Origin of the sequence: Streptomyces sp. NPDC058674 (assembly GCF_042716505.1) — a bacterium.
Lineage (GTDB): Bacteria > Actinomycetota > Actinomycetes > Streptomycetales > Streptomycetaceae > Streptomyces.
Genome location: NZ_JBHXSC010000024.1, coordinates 64,761 through 91,487, shown reverse-complemented (window position 1 = coordinate 91,487; position 26,727 = coordinate 64,761). Strand labels below are relative to the sequence as shown.

General features: G+C 73.1%; 24 protein-coding genes. 12 read left to right on the top strand and 12 right to left on the bottom strand.

From position 1 onward, the window contains the following. A partial coding sequence (locus ACFWU6_RS15435) for an FG-GAP-like repeat-containing protein (protein ID WP_383981321.1) occupies positions 1-4,179 on the top strand: 4,179 nt, incomplete at its 5' end. Between the two features lie 86 nt (positions 4,180-4,265). Here ACFWU6_RS15435 and ACFWU6_RS15430 read toward each other — a convergent pair. Beyond that, positions 4,266-6,026: an acetyl/propionyl/methylcrotonyl-CoA carboxylase subunit alpha gene (locus ACFWU6_RS15430; protein ID WP_383810086.1), complete on the bottom strand. Its 1,761-nt coding sequence runs from the start codon at positions 6,024-6,026 to the stop codon at positions 4,266-4,268. A 375-nt stretch (positions 6,027-6,401) separates the two neighbouring features. On the opposite strand from ACFWU6_RS15430, the gene ACFWU6_RS15425 reads away from it, so the two are divergent. Then, positions 6,402-6,866: a hypothetical protein gene (locus ACFWU6_RS15425; RefSeq protein WP_383981320.1), complete on the top strand. Its 465-nt coding sequence runs from the start codon at positions 6,402-6,404 to the stop codon at positions 6,864-6,866. On the opposite strand, the gene ACFWU6_RS15420 is transcribed toward ACFWU6_RS15425, so the two are convergent. The 4 genes from ACFWU6_RS15420 to ACFWU6_RS15405 all read right to left on the bottom strand — a co-directional run bounded on the left by ACFWU6_RS15420 (position 6,847) and on the right by ACFWU6_RS15405 (position 9,601). Then, the gene (locus ACFWU6_RS15420) at positions 6,847-7,452 is read right to left on the bottom strand and encodes a nucleoside triphosphate pyrophosphatase (protein WP_383810092.1); all 606 of its coding nucleotides are present in this window, start codon (positions 7,450-7,452) and stop codon (positions 6,847-6,849) included. The genes ACFWU6_RS15425 and ACFWU6_RS15420 overlap by 20 nt on opposite strands. Positions 7,453-7,508: 56 nt before the next feature. Further along, positions 7,509-7,640 carry a morphogenic membrane protein MmpB gene (gene mmpB / locus ACFWU6_RS15415; RefSeq protein WP_383810095.1) on the bottom strand — a complete coding sequence of 44 codons (132 nt, stop codon included), beginning with the start codon at positions 7,638-7,640 and terminating at the stop codon, positions 7,509-7,511. Between the two features lie 139 nt (positions 7,641-7,779). Next, entirely contained in the window at positions 7,780-7,989 is a 210-nt protein-coding gene (locus ACFWU6_RS15410) for an acyl-CoA carboxylase epsilon subunit (RefSeq protein ID WP_383810097.1), read from the bottom strand. A gap of 16 nt (positions 7,990-8,005) precedes the next feature. Further along, a complete protein-coding gene (locus tag ACFWU6_RS15405) occupies positions 8,006-9,601 on the bottom strand; it encodes an acyl-CoA carboxylase subunit beta (protein WP_383981318.1) in 1,596 nt (531 codons plus the stop codon). A 131-nt stretch (positions 9,602-9,732) separates the two neighbouring features. On the opposite strand from ACFWU6_RS15405, the gene ACFWU6_RS15400 reads away from it, so the two are divergent. From ACFWU6_RS15400 to hutH, 5 genes are all read left to right on the top strand, one after another. Beyond that, a complete protein-coding gene (locus tag ACFWU6_RS15400; protein ID WP_383981316.1) occupies positions 9,733-10,629 on the top strand; it encodes a biotin--[acetyl-CoA-carboxylase] ligase in 897 nt (298 codons plus the stop codon). A 235-nt stretch (positions 10,630-10,864) separates the two neighbouring features. Then, a complete protein-coding gene (locus tag ACFWU6_RS15395) occupies positions 10,865-12,034 on the top strand; it encodes an adenylate/guanylate cyclase domain-containing protein (RefSeq protein WP_383810105.1) in 1,170 nt (389 codons plus the stop codon). 370 nt (positions 12,035-12,404) lie between these two features. Continuing rightward, positions 12,405-13,208, top strand: coding sequence for an enoyl-CoA hydratase/isomerase family protein (locus ACFWU6_RS15390; protein WP_383810108.1), 804 nt, complete (start codon positions 12,405-12,407; stop codon positions 13,206-13,208). Positions 13,209-13,321: 113 nt separating this feature from the next. Then, entirely contained in the window at positions 13,322-14,434 is a 1,113-nt protein-coding gene (locus tag ACFWU6_RS15385) for a diguanylate cyclase domain-containing protein (protein WP_383981314.1), read from the top strand. Between the two features lie 314 nt (positions 14,435-14,748). After that, entirely contained in the window at positions 14,749-16,290 is a 1,542-nt protein-coding gene (gene hutH / locus ACFWU6_RS15380; protein WP_383810124.1) for a histidine ammonia-lyase, read from the top strand. Positions 16,291-16,357: 67 nt separating this feature from the next. On the opposite strand, the gene ACFWU6_RS15375 is transcribed toward hutH, so the two are convergent. Beyond that, positions 16,358-16,678, bottom strand: coding sequence for a hypothetical protein (locus ACFWU6_RS15375; protein WP_383810114.1), 321 nt, complete (start codon positions 16,676-16,678; stop codon positions 16,358-16,360). Between the two features lie 107 nt (positions 16,679-16,785). Here ACFWU6_RS15375 and ACFWU6_RS15370 point away from each other — a divergent pair, with 107 nt between their 5' ends. From ACFWU6_RS15370 to ACFWU6_RS15360, 3 genes are all read left to right on the top strand, one after another. After that, entirely contained in the window at positions 16,786-17,127 is a 342-nt protein-coding gene (locus ACFWU6_RS15370) for a hypothetical protein (RefSeq protein WP_383810117.1), read from the top strand. A gap of 131 nt (positions 17,128-17,258) precedes the next feature. Then, positions 17,259-18,527 (top strand): Ig-like domain-containing protein, encoded by a 1,269-nt coding sequence (locus tag ACFWU6_RS15365; protein WP_383810120.1) that lies wholly within the window; start codon positions 17,259-17,261, stop codon positions 18,525-18,527. Positions 18,528-18,695: 168 nt separating this feature from the next. Beyond that, positions 18,696-19,658: a GNAT family N-acetyltransferase gene (locus ACFWU6_RS15360; RefSeq protein WP_383811756.1), complete on the top strand. Its 963-nt coding sequence runs from the start codon at positions 18,696-18,698 to the stop codon at positions 19,656-19,658. Between the two features lie 14 nt (positions 19,659-19,672). Here the strand turns inward: ACFWU6_RS15360 and ACFWU6_RS15355 are convergent, their stop codons facing one another. Further along, the gene (locus ACFWU6_RS15355) at positions 19,673-20,596 is read right to left on the bottom strand and encodes a helix-turn-helix domain-containing protein (protein WP_383811753.1); all 924 of its coding nucleotides are present in this window, start codon (positions 20,594-20,596) and stop codon (positions 19,673-19,675) included. Positions 20,597-20,818: 222 nt separating this feature from the next. Between ACFWU6_RS15355 and ACFWU6_RS15350 the strand changes: the two genes are divergently transcribed. Then, positions 20,819-21,865, top strand: coding sequence for an NAD(P)-dependent alcohol dehydrogenase (locus ACFWU6_RS15350; protein WP_383981312.1), 1,047 nt, complete (start codon positions 20,819-20,821; stop codon positions 21,863-21,865). Between the two features lie 223 nt (positions 21,866-22,088). Here ACFWU6_RS15350 and msrA read toward each other — a convergent pair whose 3' ends face one another. Together msrA and ACFWU6_RS15340 are read right to left on the bottom strand one after the other, a co-directional pair. Further along, entirely contained in the window at positions 22,089-22,751 is a 663-nt protein-coding gene (gene msrA / locus ACFWU6_RS15345; protein ID WP_383811747.1) for a peptide-methionine (S)-S-oxide reductase MsrA, read from the bottom strand. 75 nt (positions 22,752-22,826) lie between these two features. Next, on the bottom strand, positions 22,827-23,933 hold the full coding sequence (locus ACFWU6_RS15340; protein ID WP_383981310.1) for a hypothetical protein: 1,107 nt from the start codon (positions 23,931-23,933) through the stop codon (positions 22,827-22,829). A 138-nt stretch (positions 23,934-24,071) separates the two neighbouring features. On the opposite strand from ACFWU6_RS15340, the gene ACFWU6_RS15335 reads away from it, so the two are divergent. Next, complete coding sequence (locus ACFWU6_RS15335; RefSeq protein WP_383811742.1) at positions 24,072-25,229, top strand: cystathionine gamma-synthase; 1,158 nt, start codon at positions 24,072-24,074, stop codon at positions 25,227-25,229. A 162-nt stretch (positions 25,230-25,391) separates the two neighbouring features. Here the strand turns inward: ACFWU6_RS15335 and ACFWU6_RS15330 are convergent, their stop codons facing one another. From ACFWU6_RS15330 to ACFWU6_RS15320, 3 genes are read right to left on the bottom strand one after another with little or no spacing between them, the layout of a single operon-like run. Beyond that, entirely contained in the window at positions 25,392-25,646 is a 255-nt protein-coding gene (locus ACFWU6_RS15330; RefSeq protein ID WP_383981308.1) for a hypothetical protein, read from the bottom strand. After that, positions 25,643-26,065 (bottom strand): sigma factor-like helix-turn-helix DNA-binding protein, encoded by a 423-nt coding sequence (locus tag ACFWU6_RS15325; RefSeq protein ID WP_383981306.1) that lies wholly within the window; start codon positions 26,063-26,065, stop codon positions 25,643-25,645. Before ACFWU6_RS15325 ends, ACFWU6_RS15330 begins: the two co-directional genes overlap by 4 nt. A gap of 56 nt (positions 26,066-26,121) precedes the next feature. Continuing rightward, the gene (locus tag ACFWU6_RS15320) at positions 26,122-26,643 is read right to left on the bottom strand and encodes a MarR family winged helix-turn-helix transcriptional regulator (RefSeq protein WP_383811733.1); all 522 of its coding nucleotides are present in this window, start codon (positions 26,641-26,643) and stop codon (positions 26,122-26,124) included. Positions 26,644-26,727: the final 84 nt, after the last annotated feature.

The following is a 26,727-nucleotide window of genomic DNA, read 5'->3' as shown; positions in this document are numbered from 1 at the left end:
GCGCCGGCCCCCGCGGCCACGTCGCCCGCCGGAGCGGCGGCCCGGTCCGCCGCTCCCGCCCAGGCGCCCGCGGCAGGCGCTCCCGCCCAGGCCCCGGCTCCCGCCGCCCCCGCCACTCCCGCCTCCGAGCGGGTCCGCGCCGTCGACGGCATAGGCCTCGGTACCAGGCAGGCCGACCTCGGCGTCGAGCTCAAGGGCGACAAGCTCACCCTCACCACGGACCGCAAGCTGCTCACGGCTGCGGACACCGCGTTCCCGGTCGTCATCGACCCGGTGTGGCGCGACGACTGGAAGTCGGTCTGGGCGCTCGCCTACAAGCACAACGGCGTCGCCGGCTCGGCGGGCCAGTCCTACTGGAACGGCGGCACCCTCAGCAACGACGCCCGCGTCGGCTGTGCCAAGGACGCCGCCAAGGGCAACGCGGTGGTCTGCGCCAAGACCTTCTTCCAGATCGGCATGGGCGACCTGGGCGGCAAGCAGATCCTCGACGCCACCTTCCGCATCCAGCAGAAGTCGGCCGGCTCCTGGAGCTGCAAGTCCGGTGACATCCAGATCTGGGACACCGCCGGCATCAGCACCTCCACCAGCTGGAACAACCAGCCGGCCTGGAAGCGCCACGTCGACTCCTCCGGCCAGTCCTACGGCGGCCGCAACTGCCCCGGCGACAGCGACACCATCGAGCTCAACGTGACCTCCGCGGTTTCGGACGCCGCCCGCTGGAGCTGGCCCGCCTGGACCGTCGGCCTGAAGTCGGCCACGGACACGGTCGACGTCTCCTGGCGCAAGATGAACCCGGACAGCGCCCGCATCTCCACCCGGTACAACACGCTGCCGAACACCCCGGCGGACCGGTCGATGGACCCGTTCGTGCCGTGCACCGGCGGCCAGATCGGCACGACGGACGAGGTCGTGCTGCGCGCCCGCATCAGCGACGCCGAGGACAACGGCCTGCACGCCGAGTTCAACTGGTGGAAGGAGGACGACTACAGCGGCACCATCCAGCGGCCGTGGGTCGCCGTCGCCAACGGCGGCGTCGCCACCTTGCGGATCCCCGCCTCCCAGCTGACCGGCTCCACCTACCGGTGGGACGTGAAGGGCGTCGACGAGGCCGGCTCCGGCCCCTGGGCCGGACAGTGCTCCTTCACCCTGGACCGCAGCCGGCCCTCCACGAAGCCGGGCGTCAGCTCGGTGCAGTTCCCCGCGAACAACCCGGACAACCCCACGTTCGCGCGGACCGAGGGCATCTTCAACGTCACGGCCAACGGCGTCACCGACGTCAACCGGTACCAGTGGTACACGGCCACCGACCCGACGGTGCACACGGTGAACGCGGCCTCTCTCGGCGGTCCCGGACAGATCAAGTACACCCCCACCGCGGCCGGCCCGCACTCCCTGTACGTGTGGAGCCTGGACGCGGCGGGCAACCGCTCCGACGCGACGGCCTACCACTTCTACGCCAAGCGGAAGCTGGAGCGCGACAAGCACGGCGACGTCAACGGCGACGGCGCCGTCGACATCTGGAGCGTGGAGCCGGGCTCCGGCAAGCTCTCGATGGTCCCCGGCAAGGGCAACGGCACCTTCGGCACTCCCCGCCAGGTCCGGCAGGGCAACTTCAACAACGTCTCCTCGCTGTCCCAGTGGGGCAGCTGGAACGGCGGCGACTTCTACGAGGACCTCGTCGCGCTGCGGCCCTCGGACGCCGACCCCACCATCAAGCAGCTGTACGTCTACCCGGGCGAGGGCGACGGTGAGCTCCAGCCCGTCGACAGCAGCCGCTTCGAGCTGAAGGCCCGCTACACCACCGACAACCACTGGGCCCGTGCCCAGCAGGCGGTGGCCATCGGCAGCGTCAACGACGACAACGCCGACGGCAAGGTCGGCGAGGAGGACCAGCCCGACCTGCTGGTCAAGGAGGACGCGAAGCTCTGGCTGTACTTCGGTACGCCGACCGGCAGCATCACCCCGCGCGGCCTCGACCCCGTCCTGCTCGGCAACGCCGACTGGCAGGACATGACGCTGAGCGCCCCCGGTGACCTGAACGGCGACACGCTGCCGGAGATCTGGGCGCGCAGCAAGACCACCGGCAAGGTCCACCAGTACACCAGCCGCAAGACCACCGATCCGGCGGCGAAGGCGGCCATCGACCTGACCGTGTACGCGGACCCCGCGGTGCGGACCGCCTCCATCGGCGCCGGCTTCACCGACGCCGCCTGGTCGCACCTGACCAGCATCGGCGACATCGAGAACGACGGCTACCCCGACCTGTGGTCGCGCAACGCCAGCGGCGTGATCAACGAGTTCCCGGGCCGCCCGCTGACCAACGGGTCGGTCTTCGGACCCGCCCGCCAGCTCGCCGTCAACGGCACGCCGTGGACCGAGTGCGAGACCGTCCCCTCGGCGGTCTCCGGCACCCACAGCCTGTGCGGTCCGATCCTGGCGAAGTTCCGGGCCAAGGGCGGCGCCGCGCAGTTCGGCAAGCCCTCCGGCAACGTCCAGGACACCGCCGACGGCGGCAAGTTCGTGCACCTGCGGACGCTCAACGCCGCCAGTGACAACGCCTCCGTCTACTGGCACCCGAGCACCGGTGCCTGGCTCGTCATGAACGGCATCCGCGGCAAGTGGATCAGCCTCGGTGCCGAGAAGAGCTTCCTCGGCTACCCGACCTCCGACGAGGGCAACACCTTCGACCAGGTGGGCTGGTTCTCCACCTTCACCGGGTCCGGCGGCAACGGCGCCATCTACTACACGCCCGACTACGGCTCCTGGTCCATCCACGGCACCATCTACAAGAAGTACCTGGAGACCGGCGGTCCCGGCGGCTGGCTCGGCTACCCGACCACCGACGAGACCGGCAACGCCGACAACATCGGCCGCTTCAACCACTTCCGCCACCGCGGCCAGGGCGTCGACACGGCATCCGTCTACTGGACGTCGAGCACCCAGCGCGCCTGGTCGGTGCGCGGCACGATCCGCCAGAAGTGGATCGCGCTGGGCGCCGAGAAGAGCTTCCTGGGCTACCCGCAGTCGGACGAGTACGACGTCGCCGGCGGCCCCCGCGAGGATTTCTCGGGCGGTTACATCCGCCACAGCCGTGACACGGGCGTCAGCGTCGAGCACCGGGCGACCGACCGCACCGACCAGTTCCGCAAGGAGCTGGCGGGGGACTTCAACGGCGACGGCCGGTCCGACCTGGCCACCGTCTACGACTTCGGCTTCGACACCACGCACCTGTACGTGATGCCCGCCAAGGCCGACGGCGGGTTCGACGCGCCGGTCCTCGCGTTCAACAGCGGCTTCGGCAACTTCGGTGCCACCCACGCGCAGTGGGTCGCGGGCGACTTCAACAACGACGGCCGTGACGACCTCGCCGCCCTGCACGACTACGGCAGCGGCTCCAACGGCATGTTCACCTTCCTCGGCAACGCGGACGGGACGTTCACCTCGCTGCCGCGCAGCGCCTTCGTCCCCGCGGGCAGCTGGGAGGCGCCCAAGGCCAAGCTCGTCGCGGGCGACTTCAACGGCGACGGCCGCGACGACGTCGCGATGTTCTACGACCACGGCGGCTCGACCGGCGCGCACACCTTCCTCTCGAAGCCGGACGGTACGTTCAACGCCTCCTTCGGCAGCTGGCGCTCCGCGAACGGCGGCTGGTACTGGAACGAGTCGAAGCAGGTCGCGGGCGACTTCAACGGCGACGGCCGCGACGACATCCTGGCGATCTACGGCTTCGGCAACGGCACCGTCACCGCCTACACCCTGCTGGGCAAGGCCGACGGGGGCTTCGCCAACCCGGTGGCCTCCTGGACCCGCACCCCGGGCAACTGGGAGTGGAACAAGAGCAAGGTGACCGCGGGCGACTACAACAACGACGGCCGCGACGACCTGGCGATCATGTACGACTACACGAACGGCCGCTCCGCGCTGTTCACGCTGACCGGCAGGCCGGACGGCGGGATCAACGACGACGTCATGAGCTGGACCACCGAGCACGGGATCTGGCACGCGGGAGAGGCCGCTCTGCCGGTGTCCGGGGACACCGACAAGGACGGCCGCGAGGACATCGCGATCATGTACAACCACGCCAACGGGTCGAGCTCGGCCCACACCTTCAAGGCCCGCACCGACGGTGGGTTCGAGAACCCCCTGAAGAGCTGGGAGGCGGCCCCCGGCACCTGGTAACCGCCGGGAGCCACACATGACAGCGGCCCCCAGGACCCGAAAGGGTCCTGGGGGCCGCTGTCGTTTCGCGCGACGGGCCGCGAAGGTCAGTCCTTGATCTCGCAGATCAGGGCGCCCGAGGTGAGGGAGGCGCCGACCTCGGCCTTGAGGCCGACGATCGTGCCGGAGCGGTGCGCGTTGAGCGGCTGCTCCATCTTCATCGCCTCGAGGACGACGATCAGCTCGCCCTCGGTGACCTGCTGGCCCTCCTCGACCGCGACCTTGACGATCGTGCCCTGCATCGGGGACGCGAGGGTGTCGCCGGACGCGGCCGGGCCGGACTTCTTCGCGGCGCGGCGCTTGGGCTTCGCCCCGCCGGCGGCCGCCGTGCGGGCCAGGGTCATGCCCAGGGACGACGGCAGCGAGACCTCCAGGCGCTTGCCGCCGACCTCGACGACGACCGTCTCGCGGCCCGGCTCGTCCTCGGTGTCGTCCGCGGCCGGGGCGACGAAGGCGGGGACCTCGTTGACGAACTCGGTCTCGATCCAGCGGGTGTGGACCGTGAAGGGCCCTTCCGCCGGGGCGAAGGCCGGGTCGACGACGACGGCGCGGTGGAAGGGGATGGCCGTGGCCATGCCCTCGACCTCGAACTCGGCCAGGGCGCGGGCGGCGCGCTGGAGGGCCTGCTCGCGGGTGGCGCCGGTGACGATCAGCTTGGCCAGGAGGGAGTCCCAGGCGGGGCCGATGACCGAGCCGGACTCGACGCCCGCGTCCAGGCGGACGCCCGGGCCGGACGGCGGGGCGAACTTCGTGACCGTGCCGGGGGCGGGCAGGAAGCCGCGGCCCGGGTCTTCGCCGTTGATGCGGAACTCGATGGAGTGCCCGCGCAGGACGGGGTCGCCGTAGCCGAGCTCCTCGCCGTCGGCGATGCGGAACATCTCGCGGACCAGGTCGATGCCGGAGACCTCTTCGGTGACCGGGTGCTCGACCTGGAGGCGGGTGTTGACCTCCAGGAAGGAGATGAGGCCGTCGGCGGAGACGAGGAACTCGACGGTCCCCGCGCCGACGTAGCCGGCCTCCTTCAGGATGGCCTTCGACGCCGCGTACAGCTCGGCGTTCTGCTCGTCCGTCAGGAACGGGGCGGGGGCCTCCTCCACCAGCTTCTGGTGGCGGCGCTGGAGGGAGCAGTCACGGGTGGAGACCACCACGACGTTGCCGTGGGTGTCGGCCAGGCACTGGGTCTCGACGTGCCGGGGCTTGTCCAGGTAGCGCTCGACGAAGCACTCGCCGCGGCCGAAGGCGGCCACGGCCTCGCGGACCGCCGAGTCGTAGAGCTCGGGCACCTCTTCGAGGGTGCGGGCGACCTTGAGGCCGCGGCCGCCGCCGCCGAAGGCCGCCTTGATGGCGATGGGCAGGCCGTGCTGCTCGGCGAAGGCGACGACCTCCTGCGACCCGGAGACCGGGTCGGGGGTGCCGGCGACCAGCGGAGCCCCGGCGCGCTGCGCGATGTGGCGGGCGGCGACCTTGTCGCCGAGGTCGCGGATCGCCTGCGGCGGGGGACCGATCCAGGTCAGGCCCGCGTCGAGGACGGCCTGCGCGAAGTCGGCGTTCTCGGAGAGGAAGCCGTATCCGGGATGGATGGCGTCCGCACCGGAATCGGCTGCGGCCTGGAGGACCTTGGAGATGTCCAGGTAGCTGGTGGCCGGGGTGTCACCGCCCAACGCGAAAGCTTCGTCGGCCGCGCGGACGTGCAGGGCGTCCCGGTCCGGATCGGCGTAGACGGCTACGCTCGCGATCCCGGCGTCCCGGCAGGCCCGAGCAACGCGGACAGCGATTTCGCCACGGTTGGCGATGAGCACCTTGCGCACGATGGCTCCCTCCTTGAAAACAAGCTGAGTTTAGGGACAGCCCACACGGCCTTTCGACCCTTCCCCAGTGGTGACCTTGCCCACACGGAGTGTGATGCGCGGTCTCTTCGACTGAAGAACCCTTGTGGCGCCCCAGGTCAGGGGGATCCCCGACTGCACAGTAACCCCGTCATGTGGCAGGGGTCTCTGTGCTGCAGGTCAGCTGCCCCGGGTGATTCTTTGTGGATTCCCTACGAACGGCCCACGTTATCTTTGCTTGATCGACGCGCCCGGCGCCCTCCCGTAACGAAGCGGCCCGGACCCCTTGTCCGCAGGTTTACCCGTTAGTAGCCTCCAGGCGTCGAACACGTTGGTGACGTGTGGGGGGTGGGCGTCGTGCTGCGCAGACTCGTGGCCGCAGTGGCCGCGATCGTGCTGGTCGCGGAAGCGGCCGTGCTCGTGCTGGTCCACCTCGTGCTGGGCCGGACCACGGCGAACCAGTCGATGTCCATCGCGGGCAGCGATCCGGATGTCATGTCCAAGGCAACATACGGGCTCGGCGCGGGCATGGGTGTCTTTTTGCTGCTCTGCGCCGTCCTCGCGGCCGTGGCCGCCGTACGCGACCGGGCCCCCGGCCGTCTCGCCCGCATCGTCCTCTTCACCGCCGCCGCCGCTCACGGACTCCTCGGCATCCTCGCCCTCGCACTGGTCGGCTGGGCCGCCTTCGTGACGATGATGCTGATCCTGTGTCTGCTCGTACTCACCCTGATGCTCTACGCCGCCGGGCCCGAGGGGCGCACGGACACCGAGGACACGCCGCCGCCACCGCCGTTCGGGGAGCTCAGGCCCACAAATCCGTGATGGATACACCCAGTTCACCGAGCAGTGAGCGGAGGAGCGGCAGGGAGAGCCCGATCACGTTCCCGTGATCCCCGTCGATGCCGTCCACGAACGGCGCCGAGAGCCCGTCCAGGGTGAACGCGCCCGCCACGTGCAGCGGCTCCCCGCTGGCCACGTACGCGGCGACCTCCGCGTCCGTCGGCTCACCGAAACGGACCGTGGTGGACGCCGTCGCCGACACCCGCCGGCCGCTCGCCGTGTCGATCACGCAGTGCCCGGTGCGCAGGACGCCCGAGCGCCCGCGCATCGCCTTCCAGCGCGCGGTGGCCTCCTCGGCGTCGGCCGGCTTGCCCAGGGCCTCGCCGTCCAGCTCCAGCACCGAGTCGCAGCCGATCACCAGGGCGCCCGCGGCCTCGTCCAGGGCCGCCACGACCCCCGCCTTCGCCTCGGCCAGTGCCAGGGCCAGCTCGGCCGGCGAGTCCGCCTGGAGGGCGTCCTCGTCGAAACCGCTGACGATCACGTGCGGGGCGAGCCCGGCCTGACGCAGCAGGTTCAGCCGGGCGGGGGAGGCGGAGGCGAGGACGAGCGCGCGCGGTTCGACAGTCATGGGGGCCATCGTAGGGGCGCCGCGGGGGCCCCCGGAGGACGGTCGCGTCACCGGCCCTAGAAGCCCACTCCGAGGACGTAGACCACCACGAGCATGGCGAGCGCGAGCACCACGGTCATCCGCCGGATCATCGCCTGCGCGTCGCGCATGTCCTCGGGCGGCTCGTTCTTCGGATCGGACCAGAGCATGCTCCCGATCCTGCTCCCGGGGGGCGGGACGGCGCCTGAGTACGGGTACTCAGGGGCCGCCCCCCGTTCACACCATCTTCCGAACCGGGACCCGGACGGAGCGCGCACCGGAACGCGAAGTGAAACCGGATGCCGGGGCCTAGCCCGGCCAGTACGTACGCCCCCACGCGCGGGGTCCCGGCTGCGGCAGCCGGTGCGCGGCCACCCGGGCGGGCTCCGACCACGCGTCGGCCACCCGGGGCGCGGCCGACGGAGCCGAGGCCAGCGCCGCCGCGCGCGCCCGGACCACCGCCAGTGCGGCGGCCAGCTCCTCCGGGGTCGGGTTGCCCTTCACGACCTTGATCACCACAGTGTGCTCCTCGGGCCTAGAGGGGGATGTTGCCGTGCTTCTTCGGCGGCAGGGACTCCCGCTTGGTGCGCAGCTGGCGCAGCCCCTTCACCACGTGCGCGCGGGTCTCGGACGGCATGGTCACCGCGTCGATGTACCCGCGCTCGGCGGCGGTGTACGGGTTGAGCAGCGCGTCCTCGTACTCGGCGATCAGGCGCGCCCTGGTCTCCTCGCCGTCCCCGGTGGCCTCCGCCTCGGCGATGGTCCGCCGGTGCAGGATGTTCACCGCGCCCTGCGCGCCCATGACGGCGATCTGGGCGGTCGGCCAGGCGAGGTTGAGGTCCGCGCCGAGGTGCTTGGAGCCCATGACGTCGTAGGCGCCGCCGAAGGCCTTGCGGGTGATGACGGTGATCAGCGGGACGGTGGCCTCGGCGTACGCGTAGATCAGCTTCGCGCCGCGCCGGATGATGCCGTTGTACTCCTGGTCCGTGCCCGGGAGGAAGCCCGGTACGTCCACGAACGTCAGCACCGGGACGTTGAAGGCGTCGCACGTCCGGACGAAGCGCGCCGCCTTCTCGGAGGCGTCGATGTCCAGGCAGCCGGCGAACTGCATCGGCTGGTTGGCGACGATGCCGACCGGGTGCCCCTCGACCCGGCCGAAGCCGGTCAGGATGTTCGGGGCGAACAGCGACTGCGTCTCCAGGAACTCCGCATCGTCGAGGACGTGCTCGATCACGGTGTGCATGTCGTACGGCTGGTTCGCGCTGTCCGGGATGAGGACGTCGAGCTCGCGGTCGGAGTCGGTGACCTCGGTGTCCGCCTCCTCGGGGAAGGCCGGAGGCTCCGAGAGGTTGTTCGACGGCAGGTACGAGAGCAGCGACTTCACGTACTCGATCGCGTCCTTCTCGTCCCCGGCCATGTGGTGGGCCACGCCGGAGGTGGAGTTGTGCGTCCGGGCGCCGCCCAGCTCCTCGAAGCCGACGTCCTCGCCGGTGACCGTCTTGATGACGTCCGGGCCGGTGATGAACATGTGCGAGGTCTGGTCGACCATGACCGTGAAGTCGGTGATCGCGGGGGAGTACACGGCTCCGCCCGCGCACGGTCCGACGACCAGGCTGATCTGCGGGATCACACCCGAGGCGTGCACGTTGCGGCGGAAGATCTCGCCGTACATGCCCAGGGCGCTGACGCCCTCCTGGATCCGGGCGCCGCCCGAGTCGTTGATGCCGACGAGCGGACAGCCGGTCTTCAGCGCGAAGTCCATCACCTTCATGATCTTCTGGCCGTAGACCTCGCCGAGGGCCCCGCCGAAGACGGTGAAGTCCTGCGAGAACACGGCGACGGGCCGGCCGTCGACGGTTCCGTACCCGGTGACGACGCCGTCGCCGTACGGGCGGGTCTTCTCCAGCCCGAAGCTGGTGGAGCGGTGTCGGGCGAACTCGTCGAGCTCGACGAAAGACCCCTCGTCCAGCAGCAGGGCCACCCTCTCGCGCGCCGTCAGCTTGCCCTTGGCGTGCTGCTTCTCCACGGCACGCGCGGATCCGGCGTGGGTGGCTTCCTCGATGCGGCGCTGCAGGTCCGCGATCTTGCCCGCGGTGGTGTGCATGTCGATCGGCTCTGACGGTTGTGACATCGGGGTCGCGGCTCCCTGCGTGGTGTCAACGGCCTGGTCAATTCATTGACTACTGCTGGCTACTGGTGCGTAGCGTATCGGCGGGCATGGCGCTCGGCAGTGCGGCGTTTGACACACCTACATTGGGTTGCATGACGCCTTCAGATGCATCAACCGGAGCTTCCGCCGGACGCTGGTCGAGCCTGGACCGGCCGCCGCTCAACGCAGCCGGCCTCCGGCGGGCCCTCGTCACGGAGGGCGGGCTGTGGACCTCGCTGGAGGTGGTCGCCGCCACCGGCTCCACCAACAGCGACCTCGCCGCCCGCGCCGCCGGGCTCCCCGAGGGGGCCGTGCTCGTCGCCGAGGAGCAGACCGCCGGGCGCGGGCGGCTCGACCGCAGCTGGGTCGCCCCGCCCCGGTCCGGGCTGTTCTTCTCCGTCCTGCTCAAGCCGGGCGACGCCGTGCCGCAGGAGCGCTGGGGGTGGCTGACCCTGCTGGCCGGGGTGGCCACCGCGACCGGGCTGTCCCGGGCCGCGGGCGTGGACACCGCCCTCAAATGGCCCAACGACCTGCTGGTCACCGTGGACGGGGACGAGCGCAAGACCGGCGGCATCCTCGCCGAGCGGGTGGCTGGGGACACATCCCGGGCCGGAGGCTCCGGGGGAGGGGTCGTCCTGGGGATCGGGCTCAACGTCAGCCTCACGGAGGAGGAGCTGCCGGTGCCCACCGCCGGCTCCCTCGCCCTGGCCAAGGCGTCCGTGACCGACCGGGACCCGCTGCTGAGGGCCGTACTGCGCTCCCTGGAGCAGTGGTACGGGAACTGGCGCGCGACCGGCGGCGACCCGGCGGCCAGCGGCCTGCAGGAGACCTACGCGGCGGGCTGCGCCACCCTCGGCCGGCACGTCCGCGCGGAGCTCCCGGGCGGGCGCGTCCTCACCGGAACGGCCGAAGCGGTGGACACCGACGGCCGCCTGGTGGTCCGTACGGCCGAGGGCCGGCACGAGGCGGTGGGCGCGGGCGACGTGATCCACCTGCGCTCCGTCCACTGAGCCGCTTGCCGCCTGCCGCCTGCCGCCTGCCGCCTGCCGCCTGCCGCCTGCCCGCCTGCCCGCCTCCCGCCTCCCGCCGCTCGGCCCGGAGGCGGTCCGGAGGCGGAGGTGTCCCAATGAAGGAGTAGGGGGAGTGAGCTACGGCACACCTGCCGTATGGTTTAGGCGATCCCGGTGCTCGTGGTGATCAACCGGTTCGCAGGGCAATGCGCACGGAATGGACAGGAGGCGGCCCTTGACCGTCGACGACCCTCAGTCCAGCGCGTCCCCCGCCAACGGGCCGGGGACCGGAACCGGTCCGGGCACGCCGATCGGGCGGGGCCAGCACACGCCCCACCACGAGGTCGACCACACGGCCCAGCCGACGGCGGATCCGCTCGCCATCCGGCTGGAGCAGCTGATCCTCGGCGCGGAGCGCCGCTACACCCCCTTCCAGGCCGCGCGCAGCGCCGGTGTCTCGATGGAGCTCGCCTCCCGCTTCTGGCGGGCCATGGGTTTCGCCGACATCGGCCAGGCGAAGGCGCTGACGGAGGCCGACGTCCTGGCGCTGCGCCGGCTCGCGGGCCTGGTGGAGGCCGGTCTGCTGTCCGAGCCGATGGCGGTGCAGGTGGCGCGGTCCACGGGGCAGACCACGGCCCGGCTCGCGGAGTGGCAGATCGACTCCTTCCTGGAGGGGTTGACGGAACCGCCCGAGCCGGGGATGACCCGTACGGAGGTCACGTACCCCCTGGTCGAGCTGCTGCTGCCCGAGCTGGAGGAGTTCCTCGTCTACGTGTGGCGGCGCCAGCTGGCGGCCGCCACCGGGCGCGTGGTGCAGGTGGCGGACGACGAGGAGATGGTCGACCGGCGGCTCGCGGTGGGCTTCGCGGACCTGGTGGGCTTCACCCGCCTCACCCGGCGGCTGGAGGAGGAGGAGCTCGGCGAGCTGGTCGAGGCCTTCGAGACGACGGCGGCGGACCTGGTCGCGGCGCACGGCGGCCGGCTGATCAAGACGCTGGGCGACGAGGTGCTGTACTGCGCCGACGACGCGGCGACGGCGGCGGAGATCGCGCTGCGGCTCATCGAGACGATGGGCGCGGACCCGCAGATGCCGGAGCTGCGCGTCGGCATCGCCTTCGGCACGGTGACGACCCGGATGGGCGACGTCTTCGGGACGACGGTGAACCTGGCGAGCCGGCTGACGTCCATAGCGCCGAAGGACGCGGTGCTGGTGGACGGGGCGATGGCCGAGGAACTGGGCCGGACCGGGGCCGCGCCGGTGTCGGAGAAGGAGGCCGAGGCGGAGGAGGGCGGCGGCGTGTACCGCTTCGCGCTCCAGCCGATGTGGCAGCGGCCCGTGCGCGGGCTCGGGGTGGTGGAGCCGTGGTCGCTGACGCGGCGGAAGCGGTCGAGCCCCTCCGCGTAGCCGCCGCGGGACGCCGCCCGCGGCGCGGTGCCTGCGGCGCTGCCCCGAGGTGCCTGCGGTGCCTGGCTCGCGGTACCTGCGGGGCGCTGCCCGCGCCACCGCGGTGCGGCGCCTGCGCCGGCCCGCAGCCCGCCCGGCGGTACCCGCGGTGCCGCGCCTGGGCCGCCCCCACCGTGCCCGCCTGGCGGTCCCTGCGGTGCGGCGCGCTGCCCGGGGGTGTCTGTGGGCCGTACATGGCCGTACATGGCCGTCCGGGGCCCGCCGGGTTCTGCCGTGCCCGCCGCGGGGCCTGTCGTGTGGGCCTGGTCCGGTGAGGGCGGCGGGCCTAGGATTCCCGGGTAACGTTCGTTAACCGGGAGGGCCTGTGCCAGTGGAATCGTCGGCTGTCGAGTCGGAGTTCGTATCGGTGCGTCGGCACGGCGCCGACGGGGTCGTGGAGCTGGTCCTGGACCGCCCGAAGGCCATGAACGCGGTGTCCACCGCGATGGCCCGCGCCATCGGGGCGGCCTGCGCGGAGCTGGCCGCCGATCCCTCCGTGCGGGTGGTCGTGGTCTCCTCCAGTGCCGAGCGGGCCTTCTGCGTCGGGGCGGACCTCAAGGAGCGGAACTCCCTCTCGGACGCCGAGCTGGTGCGGCAGCGGCCGACCACGCGGGGGGCGTACGGGGGAGTGCTGGAGCTGCCGATGCCCACGATTGCGGCGGTGCACGGGTACGCCTTGGGCGGCGGCTTCGAGCTGGCGCTCGCCTGCGACGTGATCGTCGCGGACGAGACGGCGGTGGTGGGCCTGCCCGAGGTGTCGGTCGGCGTGATCCCGGGCGGCGGGGGCACCCAGCTGCTGCCGCGCCGGGTGGGCGCGGCCCGCGCCGCCGAGCTGATCTTCACGGCCCGGCGGGTGGAGGCGGCCGAGGCGCTCTCCCTGGGCCTGGTGGACTCGGTCGTCCCGGCCGGCACGGACACGGCGCGGGCACTGGAGCTGGCGTCCCGGATGGCGGCGAACTCCCCGGTGGGGCTGCGGGCGGCCAAGCGGGCGCTGCGGCTCGGGCACGGGATGGATCTCACGGCCGGTCTGGAGATCGAGGACGCCGCCTGGCGGACGGTGGCCTTCTCCGGCGACCGCGCCGAGGGCGTGGCGGCGTTCAACGAGAAGCGCACGCCGAACTGGCCGGGCCGGTAGCCCGCGGCCGGAACCCGAGGACCCGGGCCCCGGCCGGAGTCCGCGGTGGGCGCGGCGGGGTCGACCGACGCGCCCGGTGCCGCTAGATCGGACAAAACGCCTAACCTGGGTTGATGGCAGTCGACGGGCGGCTACGAGCCGTGGTGGGCCTCGCGCAGGCGATGGCCGCGGCGTGCGCGCCGCGGGACAGCGTGCGGGCGGCCGCGCGGGGGGCGCGGACGGCGATGGACGGGTCGTTCGCCGCGATCTCCGCGTGGGAGCGGGAGCGGGGGCGCCTGCGGGTGCTCGTGAACGAGGGGGAGCGGCGGGCCGGGGAGGAGGAGTTCCCCGAGGACGAGTCGTACCCGGTGCACGACTTCCCGGAGATCACCGAGTTCCTGCACGAGCGGTGGGTGGGCGGCGGGGGTCCGCACGCCTGGGTCGAGACCGCCGCCGGCAACCGCCCGGGGCGCCGCGGGGAGGCCCTGCGCCTGCGCGGGCGGGGTAGCTGCGTGGTCGCGCCCATCGTGCTGAGCGGGCGGGCCTGGGGGGAGCTGTACGTCGCCCGGGACGAGGGGCTGGCGGACTTCGACGAGGACGACGCCGAGTTCGCGACCGTGCTGGCGGCCGTCGTGGCGGCCGGGCTCGCGCAGAACGAGCGGCTGGAGGAAGCCCGGCGGCTCGCCTTCACCGATCCGCTGACCGGGCTGGCCAACCGCCGGGCCGTGGACATGCGGCTGGACGAGGCGCTGGAGGAGCACCGGCGCACCGGGGCCGTGGTGAGCCTGGTGGTCTGCGACCTCAACGGGCTGAAGAAGGTCAACGACACCCACGGGCACGCGATGGGCGACCGGCTGCTGGAGCGGTTCGGATCGGTGCTGAGCCTGTGCGGGGCCATACTGCCGGGCGCGCTGGTGGCGCGGCTGGGCGGGGACGAGTTCTGCCTGGTGAGCCTGGGCCCCACCGCGGACGAGGTGGTACGGGTCACCGAGGAGCTGTGCGCGCGGGCCGCCGAGCTGGAGCTCGGCGAGGGGGTGGCCTGCGGGGTGGCCTCCACCGGGGACCCGATCGGGCTGGTGAAGTCCTCACGGAGGCTGTTCCGGCTCGCTGACGCGGCCCAGTACAAGGCGAAGGCGGCGCGCTCCGCGAAGCCCGTGGTGGCGGGGCGGGACACCGCCGTGGTCCGCCTCGCGGACGCGCCCCCGCAGACCCCGGGCGACCGCCGCCGCTTCCGGGGCCGCGAGTGACTCCCCCGCGGACTCTCCTGCGGGGGCCGGGCGGGCGTCCGGCGGGAGACCCCCCGCCTCCGGGGCCGCGAGTGGCCCACCCGTGGGGGCCGGGCGGCGCGTCCCGCGGGGGCCCGGGCGGGCGCGCCCCGCGGCCCCGGGTGGGCGCCCAGCGGCCCGGGCGGGCGCCTCGAGCGGTGGCCACGGGGCGTGCGGGGCCCGCGCGGAAGCGGCCAATGTCGTGACCGGAAAGGTCGACCCGGTCACGGCAAGCCTTCCCGGCCACAGCACTAGTGACATGAAGGGATTCAGTCCGTAGGGTGCTGAATATGGATATGCACACTGTCGTGGTGGGGACGTCCGGGACCACCGCCGAGGACGTCATCGCCGTCGCCCGCGGCAACGCCCGGGTCGAGCTGTCCGGCGACGCGCTCGACGCGCTCGCCCGCGCCCGTGAGATCGTCGACGCGCTCGCCGCCAAGCCCGAGCCCGTCTACGGGGTGTCCACCGGCTTCGGCGCGCTCGCCTCCCGGCACATCAGCCCGGAGCTGCGCGCCCAGCTCCAGCGCAACATCGTCCGCTCCCACGCCGCCGGCATGGGCCCGCGCGTCGAGCGGGAGGTCGTCCGCGCCCTGATGTTCCTGCGGCTCAAGACCCTCGCCTCCGGCCACACCGGCGTGCGGCCGTCCGTCGCCCAGGCCATGGCCGACGTCCTCAACGCCGGGATCACCCCCGTCGTGCACGAGTACGGCTCCCTCGGCTGCTCCGGCGACCTCGCGCCGCTGTCCCACTGCGCGCTCGCGCTCATGGGCGAGGGGGACGCCGAGGGCCCCGACGGGACCGTCCGCCCCGCCGGCGAGCTGCTCGCCGAGGCGGGCATCGCGCCCGTGGAGCTGCGCGAGAAGGAGGGCCTGGCCCTCCTCAACGGCACCGACGGCATGCTCGGCATGCTGGTCATGGCCCTCGCCGACCTCGGCAGGCTCTACACCTCCGCCGACATCACCGCCGCGCTCACCCTGGAGGCCCTGCTCGGTACCGAGAAGGTCCTCCGGCCCGAGCTGCACGCCATCCGCCCGCACCCCGGCCAGGGCGCCTCCGCCGCCAACATGGCAGCCGTGCTGGAGGGCTCCGGGCTCACCGGGCACTTCCAGGAGGAGTCCGCCCCCCGCGTGCAGGACGCGTACTCCGTACGCTGCGCCCCGCAGGTCGCCGGCGCGGGCCGCGACACCATGGCGCACGCCGCCCTGGTGGCCTCCCGCGAGCTGGCCGCCGCCGTCGACAACCCGGTGGTCCTGCCCGACGGGCGCGTCGAGTCCAACGGCAACTTCCACGGCGCTCCCGTCGCCTACGTGCTGGACTTCCTCGCCATCGCCGCCGCCGACCTCGGCTCCATCGCCGAGCGCCGCACGGACCGGCTGCTGGACAAGAACCGCAGCCACGGCCTGCCGCCGTTCCTCGCGGACGACGCGGGCGTGGACTCCGGCCTGATGATCGCCCAGTACACGCAGGCTGCCCTGGTCAGCGAGATGAAGCGGCTCGCGGTCCCCGCGTCCGCCGACTCGATCCCCTCCTCCGCCATGCAGGAGGACCACGTCTCCATGGGGTGGTCGGCGGCGCGCAAGCTCCGTACCGCCGTCGACAACCTGACCCGGATCATCGCGGTCGAGCTGTACGCGGCGACCCGCGCCATCGAGCTCCGCCACGGGCTCACCCCGGCTCCGGCCAGCCGGGCCGCGATCGCCGCCGCTCGCGCGGCGGGCGTGCAGGGCCCCGGGCCGGATCGTTTCCTCGCTCCCGACCTGGCCGCAGCCGACGCGTTCGTCCGTACGGGCGCTCTCGTGGCCGCGGTGGAAGCGGTGACGGGACCGCTCGCCTGACGGCTTCGGCGCGCACGACGCGGAGGGCCGCCCCCACCGGGGGCGGCCCTCCGCCGTGTCCGTGCGGTCAGGCGGAGCGGGAGCGGCGCACCGAGAACACCACGAACCCCGCCCCGACACCCAGGCAGGCCGAGCCGCCCAGCAGGTAGGGGGTGGTGTCCACGGAGCCGGTGTCGGCGAGGGAGAGCGGGACGGCCTCCCCGGCCGTCTGGGTGATGGTCCCGGTGGCCGCCGAGGGCCTCGCCCCGGCGCCGTTCGCGGGGGCGGGCGCGTCGGAACGCCCCGTCCCGTGCGCCGGTGCGGTGGCGCCCGCCGAGGGCACGAACCACAGGGCGCCGAGGAGGGTGGTCGCTCCGAGAGCGGTGAGCAGCGGTCGGCGTGCGGACACGGTGCGATCCCCCTTGTGGCAGCAGCGAATTGGCCGTGTGCGGTGATGCTACGGAAAGGGGCGGGTCGTGGGAAAGCCGGGGGTTCCACGGGCTTACTCTCCGTCGTATGAACCCTTCTGAGACATCACGGTACGTACGGCTTCGGGTGGATTTGGTACTGGAGGTACCCGATCCGGATGCACTCACCGGAGCCGCGCTCGCGCACATCGGCGCCGACGAGTTCATGCCGGACGAGGAGCGCGGGCACGCGGAGTCCGCCGTCCGCGAGGACGAGTCGGAGGCCCTGGCCTACCTGGTCGACCCCACCGACCTGGTCGTCGACATCCCCGGCGTGGAGCTCGCGCAGGCCTCCTGGAGCAGCGAGCCCGTCGAATACGACCCCGAGTCCATGGAGTGGGACCTGGACGAGGAAGATGGGGACTTCGACCAAGAAACCGACAACGCCTGACCGTGGGGTGGCCCACATCCCAACGGGATGTGGAACCGAACACCGCCGTTAACGCGTTGTCAGGGCGAGGCAGGGGGCGCGTCCCCCTGCCCGGCCAACCCCGGGACGGCAGCCCCGGGCTTCCGGCGACGATGGAGTGGCGTGTGAGGACGGACAGCATGCGGAGGAAGAGGTCCCTGGTGGCCGTATCCGCCGTGCTCGGCGGTGTACTGGTGCTTTCGGCGTGCAGCGGCGGGGACGGTGGAAAGCCGAGCGCGGGCGAGAGCAGCAAGTCCCAGGCGGACGTCGACGCGGCGGCGGCCAAGGACTCCTCCAAGGCCCGAATAGTCATCACTCCGAAGGACGGCGCCACCAATGTCGGCCTGAACGACTCGACCAACGTCGCCGTGACCGACGGAACGCTCACCCGGGTGGAGCTGAAGAGCTCCGAGGGCGCGGTCGTGGCCGGCAAGATCGCGGGCGACGGCAAGAGCTGGAAGCCCGAGGGAGCCCTGAAGCGCTCCACGAAGTACGCCCTCGCGGCGACCGCGAAGGACGCCGACGGGCGCGAGGCGCACGAGAACGCCTCCTTCACCACCGTCTCCCCGGAGAACAGCTTCGTGGGCTCGTTCATCCCGGACGACGGCCAGACGGTCGGCGTGGGCATGCCGGTCTCGATCACCTTCAACAAGCCGATCAAGGACCAGAAGGCCGTGCAGGCGGCCATCGACGTCACCTCCAGCAGCGGCCAGGAGGTCGTCGGCCACTGGTTCGGCTCGCAGCGGCTGGACTTCCGCCCCGAGCAGTACTGGCAGGCGAACTCCACCGTCACGCTGAAGCTGGCGCTGGAGGGCGTGCAGGGGGCCCCCGGCATCCAGGGCGTCCAGAGCAAGACCGTCACCTTCAAGGTCGGCCGCAGCCAGGTCTCCACGGTCGACGCGAAGACCAAGCAGATGACGGTCACCCGCGACGGAGCGGTCCTCAAGACCATCCCGATCTCCGCGGGCTCCCCGGAGAACCCCACGTACAACGGCCAGATGGTGATCTCCGAGAAGTTCAAGGAGACCCGGATGGACGGCGCCACCGTCGGCTTCAAGAACGGCGAGGGCAAGGGCGAGTACGACATCAAGGACGTCCCGCACGCGATGCGGCTGTCCACCTCCGGCACCTTCATCCACGGCAACTACTGGGGATCGGACTCGATCTTCGGCAGCGTCAACACCAGCCACGGCTGTGTCGGCCTGAACGACGCCAAGGGTGCCAACGACCCGAACCAGCCCGGTGCCTGGTTCTTCGACAACTCGCTGATCGGCGACGTGGTCACCGTGGTCAACTCCCCGGACAAGACCATCAAGGCGGACAACGGCCTCAACGGCTGGAACATGAGCTGGGCGGAGTGGAAGGCCGGAGCGGCCGTCTGACCCGGCACGGCACGTGAGGTGAAGCACCCGGCGGACGGCGGGGAGCCCGAGAGGCTCCCCGCCGTCCGCCTTCCTCCCTCCGTCCCCCTCCCGCTGCCTCCCCCGCCCCGGTGACGGCGGCGAAAACCACGGGTGCGATCCCCGCCCCCGACCCTAGGGTCGGGGGCCATGGAGATCCACGAGCTGTCCCAGCCCCCGACCGACGCCGACGTGGCGACGTGGACGGCCGTCCTGGTCGCCGTCCACGCCGCCGACCTGCCGGGGGTGCCCGCGCCGACCCTGGCGGAGACCGCCGGGCGGCTGCGGGTGCCGTCCCCCCGCGTCCGGTACGCGCTCTGGGGGAGCGACGGCGGCGAGGCGGTTGCCGCCCTGCTGCTCTTCACCGACCCGGCGAACCGCCACACGGCGTTCCTGGACGCCTTCGCCGTACGTCCCGACGCGCGCCGGCGGGGCGTGGGCACCGCCCTGTGGCAGCGGGTCCGGGCGGAGCTGCTCGCCCGGGGCCGCACCTCGGTGGCCACGCTCGTGGACCTCGGCGGGCCGGGTGAGGCGTTCGCCCGGTCCCTCGGCTTCCAGAACGTGCTGCCGATGGCCTGGTACGTCCAGGACGTGCCGGAGGACCCCGCCGAGGTGCTGGTCCCGGACACCCCCGGATACGAGCTGCTGACCTGGCACGGGCTGGTGCCCGAGGCGTGGGCGCCGGCGGCGGCCGTGGCCCACGGCGCCATGGAGGACGCGCCCGGCGGCGAGCTGGACGAGCAGTTCCAGGAGTGGACGCCCGAGCGCCTGCACGCCGCGCAGCAGCTGGTCCTGGACCGGGGCGGCGAGGTCACCCTCGTCGCGGCGGTCACCCCGGCCGGAGAGGTGGCCGCCTACACCACGCTCGTCCTGCCCGATCCGGGGGGCTCGCGCGCCCTCCAGTACGACACGGTCGTCGTGCCCGCCCACCGGGGCCACGGCCTGGGGCGGGCGGTGAAGCAGCACATGCTGGCGGACGCGGTCCGCCGCCACCCGGCGCTGCGCCGGATCGGCACGACGGTCGCGGACGAGAACACCCCGATGCGGGCGGTCAACGAGGCCCTGGGCTACCGGCGGGAGCGCGGCGCGGGCATCTTCCAGCTGAAGCTCTGAAGCTCTGCGGCGTCTCAGGAGTGCGCGGAGGGCGCGGGCGCGGGACCCGGCGGGGGAGCCGGCGCCGGGTGCGGGGGCGCGGACGGCGACGACCAGGACGACAGCAGGCTCAGCGCGTCCCGCGAGGGGGAGCCCGGAGCCGCGTGGAAGACCACCAGCGCCTGCTCCGCGTCGTCGGGCAGCCGCAGGGTCTCGAAGGCGAGGCTCACCTCCCCCACCAGCGGGTGCCGCAGCCTCTTCACCCCGTGGGTCTTGTCCGCGGCCACCGTGTGCGCCGCCCACAGCTGCCGGAACTCCTCGTTCTTCACCGACAGCTCACCGACCAGCGCGGAGAGCCGCTCGTCCTCCGGGTGGCGGCCCGCGTACATCCGCAGGTTGCTCACCACCTCGCACGCCCGGCACTCCCAGTCCGCGTACAGCTCGGCCGTCGCGGGGTCCAGGAAGACCAGCCGCACCAGGTTCCGCTCCTGCGCGGGCAGCGCACCGAAGTCGCCGAAGACCGCCGCCGCCAGCCGGTTCCACGCGATGACGTCCTGCCGGCGCCCCACCAGGTACGCCGGGACGCCGTCCATCGCGTCCATCAGCGTCCGCAGCTCGGGCCGCACCTGCTGCGGGCGGTGCGCGCGGCTCCGCTGCGCGCGGGACCGGGACCGCGGGCGGGCCAGGTGGGCCAGGTGCGTGCACTCCGTGTCGTCCAGCCGCAGGGCGCGGGCGATCGCGTCCAGCACCTCCGCGGAGACGTTGTGGCCGTTCCCCTGCTCCAGCCGCGTGTAGTACGCGACGGACACCCCCGCCAGCTGGGCCAGCTCCTCACGGCGCAGACCGGGCACGCGGCGGTGCCGGCCGTAGTCGGGCAGGCCCACGTCCTCGGGGCGCAGCCGCGCCCGGCGGGAGCGCAGGAACTCGCCCAGTTCGGCTCGCTGATCAAGCTGGTCCATACCGCCAGTATCCGGGGCGCCGTGTGCGGGCGCGGACCCGTGCCTGACCCCGCCAAGGGTAGGTCCGGCAGTCCTGGGCAGGGCAGGGTGCTGGGTGGGCCGGGCTCCTGCGGGCAGGCTGGTAGGCGGGCCGCGGTGCAGACGCCGCCGCGGCCCGCACGACACCGCGGCCCGCACGACACCGCACCGCACACCCCGAACGCGTCCGCTAGGAGCCCCACCATGTCCGTCACCCAGGTCTCCGCCTACGCCGCCCCCGCCGCGAAGGCCCCGCTGGAGCGCACCACCGTCCCGCGCCGCCCGGTCGGCGAGCACGACGTCCTCATCGAGATCAAGTACGCCGGCATCTGCCACTCCGACATCCACCAGGCCCGGGACGGCTGGGGCGAGGGCATCTTCCCGATGGTCCCCGGCCACGAGATCGCCGGCGTCGTCATCGAGGCGGGCGCGGGCGTCACGAAGTACGCGGTCGGCGACCGGGTGGGAGTCGGCTGCTTCGTCGACTCCTGCCGCACCTGCGAGTACTGCCTGCGCGGCCAGGAGCAGTACTGCGCCAAGGGCATGACCGCCACCTACAACGCCCTCGACAAGGACGGCGAACCCACCTACGGCGGCTACTCCACGCACGTCGTGGTGGACGAGAACTACACCGTCCGCATCCCCGACGGCCTCGCCCTGGACGTCGCCGCCCCGCTGCTGTGCGCCGGCATCACCCTGTACTCCCCGCTCAAGCACTGGGAGGCGGGCCCCGGCAAGAAGGTCGCCATCGTCGGCCTCGGCGGCCTCGGCCACATGGGCGTGAAGATCGCCGCGGCGCTGGGCGCCGAGGTGACCGTGCTGTCGCAGTCCCTGCGCAAGCAGGAGGACGGCCTCAGGTTGGGCGCCTCGCACTACCACGCCACGAACGACGAGACGACCTTCGAGAAGCTGGCCGGCACCTTCGACCTGATCGTCTCGGCCGTCTCGGCACCGCTGCCGCTCGACGCCTACCTGGGGCTGCTGAAGGTCGACGGGGCCTTCGTGAACGTCGGCGCCCCGGAAGAGCCCGTGTCGCTCAACCTCTTCTCCGTCATCGGCGGCCGCAAGACCCTCGCCGGATCGTCGATCGGCGGCATCCCCGAGACGCAGGAGATGCTGGACTTCTGCGCCGAGCACGGGCTGGGCGCGGAGATCGAGCTGATCGACGCCGCCCAGGTCAACGAGGCGTACGAGCGGGTGCTGTCCAGCGACGTGCGCTACCGCTTCGTGATCGACGCCTCGACCATCTGACCGGAGGGGTCGGGGCGGCAGGCGCCGGGGCGGCACGCCGGCCGGAGCGGCCGGGCGCGGGCGGGCCGCGACCGGCCCGCCCCGGCCGCCCCGGCCCGTGCCGCTGTCACACGTTCTGCACGTCCCGTGCATGGTCCCGACCGGGCCGCCCCGGGGATGATCTCCCCACCGAGGGCCCGGGTGACGGTGCTCTGACGAGGCCCCGCGGGGAGCGGGGCGGCGGTCACTCCGCCGGGGCCACGCCGATCGGGCAGGAGACGCCCGTGCCGCCGATGCCGCAGTAGCCGCCCGGGTTCTTGTCGAGGTACTGCTGGTGGGGGGCCTCCGCCGGCCAGAAGGGGCGCTCCGACGCCGGGAGCACCGCCGTGGTGATCGGGTCGTGCCCCGAGGCGGTGAGGACCCGCTGGTAGGCGGTGCGGGAGGCCTCGGCCTCCGCCTGGTGGGCGGGGGAGTGCGTGTAGAGCGCAGAGCGGTACTGGGTGCCGACGTCGTTGCCCTGGCGGAAGCCCTGCGTGGGGTCGTGGGACTCCCAGAACAGCTTCAGCAGGGCGGCGTACGGGACGACGCGCGGGTCGAAGACCACCCGGACGACCTCCGTGTGGCCGGTCTGCCCCGAGCAGACCTCCTCGTAGGTCGGGTTCTCGGTGAAGCCGCCCTGGTAGCCGACGAGGGTGGTCCACACCCCCGGGGTCTGCCAGAACGTGCGCTCGGCGCCCCAGAAGCAGCCCATCGCGAAGTCGGCGACCTCCAGCCCCGCGGGGTACGGCCCCGAGAGCGGGTTGCCGAGGACGGTGTGGCGGTCGGGGACCCCGAAGAGCGGCTCGGCGCGGCCGGTCAGGGCCTCCTCGCGGGTGGGGAGCTCGGGAGTGCGGCGGTACGAGAACATGGATTCCCTCCTTGTGGTCCTGCACAACGGCCCGGGCCCGGCCGGAATTCCCGCCCGGGCCCCGGCGGCGGCCGGTCAGTGCGGCAGCGTCGCCGGGGAGCCGCCGTTCGCCTCGTAGCCCGCCACCGCGAGCGCCCGGTGCACGGCGTAGGAGGCCGCCGGGTCCGGCGTCGCCGACCACGGCAGCGCGCCGACGTAGCCGTCCACGTGCCGCACCTGCTCCATCGCCTCCGCCCAGCGCTCCATGTTCACCAGGAACAGCAGCAGCAGGTGCCGTACGTGCGCCAGCATCGGGTCGTCCGGCCGCGCCGTGTGCACCGCGTACAGCGCGCCCTCGACCGCCCGCGTCACGACCGCGCTCTGGTAGAAGCTCCCCACCAGGACCACGTCGGGCAGGTTCTCGTACAGGGCGAACAGCGGCAGCGCCGCCAGCAGCGATCCCCGCGGGGCGCGGGCCGCCGCCGCGTGCGAGAAGGCGTCCGCCTGCTCCCGCGAGCCGTGCCACTTCGCGCCCCAGTAGTGCAGCGCCGCGACGTGCGCGCCCATGTGCTCCGGCGCCCGGTCGATGACCTTCGCCCACAGCGCGTCGAACTCGGCCGGCGGGTAGGCCAGTCCGCGCGCGATCGCCAGCTCCGTGATGTACGGGACCGGGTCGCCCGGTGCCAGCAGCGCGGCCCTGCGGCACGCCTCCCGCGCCTCCTCCAGGATGATGCGGTGGTCGTCCGACCCGACCCCGCCCGAGTGCCGCCACGCCTGCTGCACCAGCAGCTCCGCGTGCACCTGCGCGCCGCCCGCGTCCTTCTCCGCCTCCAGCCGCCAGGCCTTCAGCCACTGCGCGCCCGCCCCGGGCTGCTGCGCCAGCTCCAGCGCCGCGGCGCCGCCGAAGGCCTGTACGCGCTGCCAGCGCCGCTCGCCCTCCCGCGGGGTGCCGGCCAGCAGCCCGGACGCGGCCTGCCAGGTCCCGCTGCGCTGCACGTTGCCGAGGGCGTCCATCAGGTCCTGGTCGGGACCGGGCACCCGGATGTCGAGCTGCTCCTGCCGGGCGAATCCGTAGTTCTCGGGGTCGGCGGCGTCGGGGCTGCCCGGTGCCACCTGGCGGATGCCACCGCGCTTGCGCCGTATGTACGGGCCGACGACGGCCACGAGCAGGCCGATCGTGAACAGGAACCACAGAATCTCCATGCCTCCAAGCGAACCAGACCGAGGGGGCCGCAGGCCAATGCGGGCGGGTGCGGGCTCCGACCGTCCCCTTCCGGACGGCCGGTGGCCGGTCCGTGCCGGGGAGCGGACCACACCCCGGGCGGGGCATAGCATCGGACCATGAGCGACGACAGCCACGAGCACCAGAGCTTCGAAACCCGTGCCATCCACGCGGGCAACACGGCGGACCCCCTGACCGGCGCGGTCGTGCCCCCGATCTACCAGGTCTCCACGTACAAGCAGGACGGTGTCGGCGGACTGCGCGGCGGCTACGAGTACAGCCGCAGCGCCAACCCGACGCGCACCGCGCTGGAGGAGAACCTCGCGGCGCTGGAGGGCGGCCGGCGCGGCCTCGCCTTCGCGTCCGGGCTCGCCGCCGAGGACTGCCTGCTCCGTACGCTGCTCTCGCCGGGCGACCACGTGGTCATCCCGAACGACGCGTACGGCGGCACCTTCCGCCTCTTCGCGAAGGTCGTCTCCCGCTGGGGCGTGGAGTGGTCGGTGGCCGACACCTCGGACCCGGCCTCGGTACGGGCGGCGCTCACCCCGAAGACCAAGGTCATCTGGGTCGAGACCCCCTCCAACCCGCTGCTCGGCATCACCGACATCGCCGTGGTCGCGGAGATCGCGCGCACGGCCGGCGCCAGGCTGGTCGTCGACAACACCTTCGCCTCGCCCTACCTCCAGCAGCCGCTGGCCCTGGGCGCGGACGTGGTCGTGCACTCGCTGACCAAGTACATGGGCGGCCACTCCGACGTGGTCGGCGGCGCCCTGGTCGCCGCCGACGCGGCGCTCGGCGAGGAGCTCGCCTACCACCAGAACGCCATGGGCGCGGTGGCCGGCCCGTTCGACGCGTGGATCGTGCTGCGCGGCATCAAGACGCTGGCCGTCCGCATGGACCGGCACGCGGAGAACGCGACGAAGGTCGTCGAGATGCTGGCCCGCCACCCGAAGGTCGCCCAGGTCCTCTACCCGGGTCTGCCGGAGCACCCGGGCCACGAGGTCGCGGCCAAGCAGATGCGGAACTTCGGCGGGATGATCTCCTTCCGGGTCGCCGGCGGCGAGGAAGAGGCCGTCGCGGTGTGCGGCCGTACCAAGATCTTCACGCTGGCCGAGTCCCTGGGCGGCGTCGAGTCCCTGATCGAGCACCCGGGCCGCATGACGCACGCGTCCGTGGCCGGTTCGGCCCTGGAGGTCCCGGCGGACCTGATCCGCCTGTCGGTGGGCATCGAGAACGCCGATGACCTCGTGGCGGACCTGGTGCAGGCGCTCGGCTAGCGGCGCCGTGTCCCTGGCGGGGGGCTTGCCGGTTGCTGCCGGCGCCCTCCGCCGGTCCCGCCGCGCGGAGGCCCCTGGTGCCCGCGCGTGCGGCGCCGCTGCCGGGGCTCCGCCCCGGAACCCGCGCCTCGAACGCCGGCGGGGCTGGATGGCCCGGTTCGGTTACCACCCCTCCAGGGGTGGGGAGATGCCGCTCGGGGGGATCGCCCAGGGGCGGGTCAGGGCCGCCCAGACCGTGAAGGCCGCCGCCGCCGCGAGGAGCAGCACCCAGCCGACGCGGGCCAGTGCCCGCCGGCGCCGCAGGAGCCGGTCGCCGCGGGCCGCCGCGCCCGCCGCCAGACCGGCCGGGACCACCGGGTAGGGGCCCTCCAGCGCCCGCCGGACCTCGGCTTCCCCGCGGTCCGGGAGACCGCTCACGCCGTCTCCCGGGCGCGCATCGCGGCCACGGCCCGGTCGCACAGCACCCGTACCCGCTCCGCCGGCAGCCCCAGCTGCGCCGCGGTGACCCCCTCCGCGACCCCCTCGTACACCCGCAGCACCAGCACCACCCGCTCCAGCGGGCTCAGCCGGGCCAGTATCCCCGCCCCGCCGTGGTGGCGCCGGCCCGCCCGGGCGAAGGCGCCGCACAGCTCCTGGCGGGTGAAGTCGTACGGGTCGTCGCCGCGCAGGCGGCGCCAGTTCGCGTACGTACGGGCCAGCGCGCCCGCCAGCAGCCGGCGGGCCGGCTCCGGCTCACCGGTCAGCAGGACCGCGACGTGGAGCAGCCGCCCCGCCGCACCTGCGACGAAGGCCTCGAACTCCTCGTAGGGGCCCACCCGGTGGCCCACCGCCCGCATGGCCACATAGTGCGGGCACCGGGCCCGCCCCGGTCAAGGGGTCGGAAGGGCCCGGCTCAGGACGCCGGGCCGGCGTCGGCCACGGCCGCCATCAGCTCCGACAGCGACAGGTTGAAGCGGGTCAGCAGCGCGGTGAAGGACTCGCGCTCGTCCTCGCTCCACCCGTCCGTCACCCGCGCCATCAGCTCCCGCCGCGAGGAGCGGACCTCCTCCAGCCGCGCCAGCCCCCGCGGGGACAGCGCGAGGACCACGGCCCGGCCGTCCTCGGGGTGCGAGGTCCGCTTGACGAGACCGCTGTCGACCAGGGGGGCGACCTGCCGGGTGACGGTGGAGGAGTCGATGCCCATGCCGCCGGCGAGCGCCTTGACGCCCATCGGGCCCTCCAGGTCGAGCCGGTTCAGCAGCAGGTACGCGGCGCGGTCCATCGAGTTGCGGGCCTGGCCGACGCCGCCCAGGCGGGTCTGCTCGGCGCGGCGGGCGAAGACCGCCACCTGGTGCTGGAGCGCGTCGAGCAGACCGCCTCCGACGGGCGCTTCGGCCGCCGTGGGCAGGTCGGAATTGGCCGGGGTGGAAGGCATGGCCGTGGGCTCTCTTCGCGTGGTCCGACAAGGATGGGGGACAGAGTACGCGGCCGTGCGGCGGCCCGTACGCCTCGTAGGAGA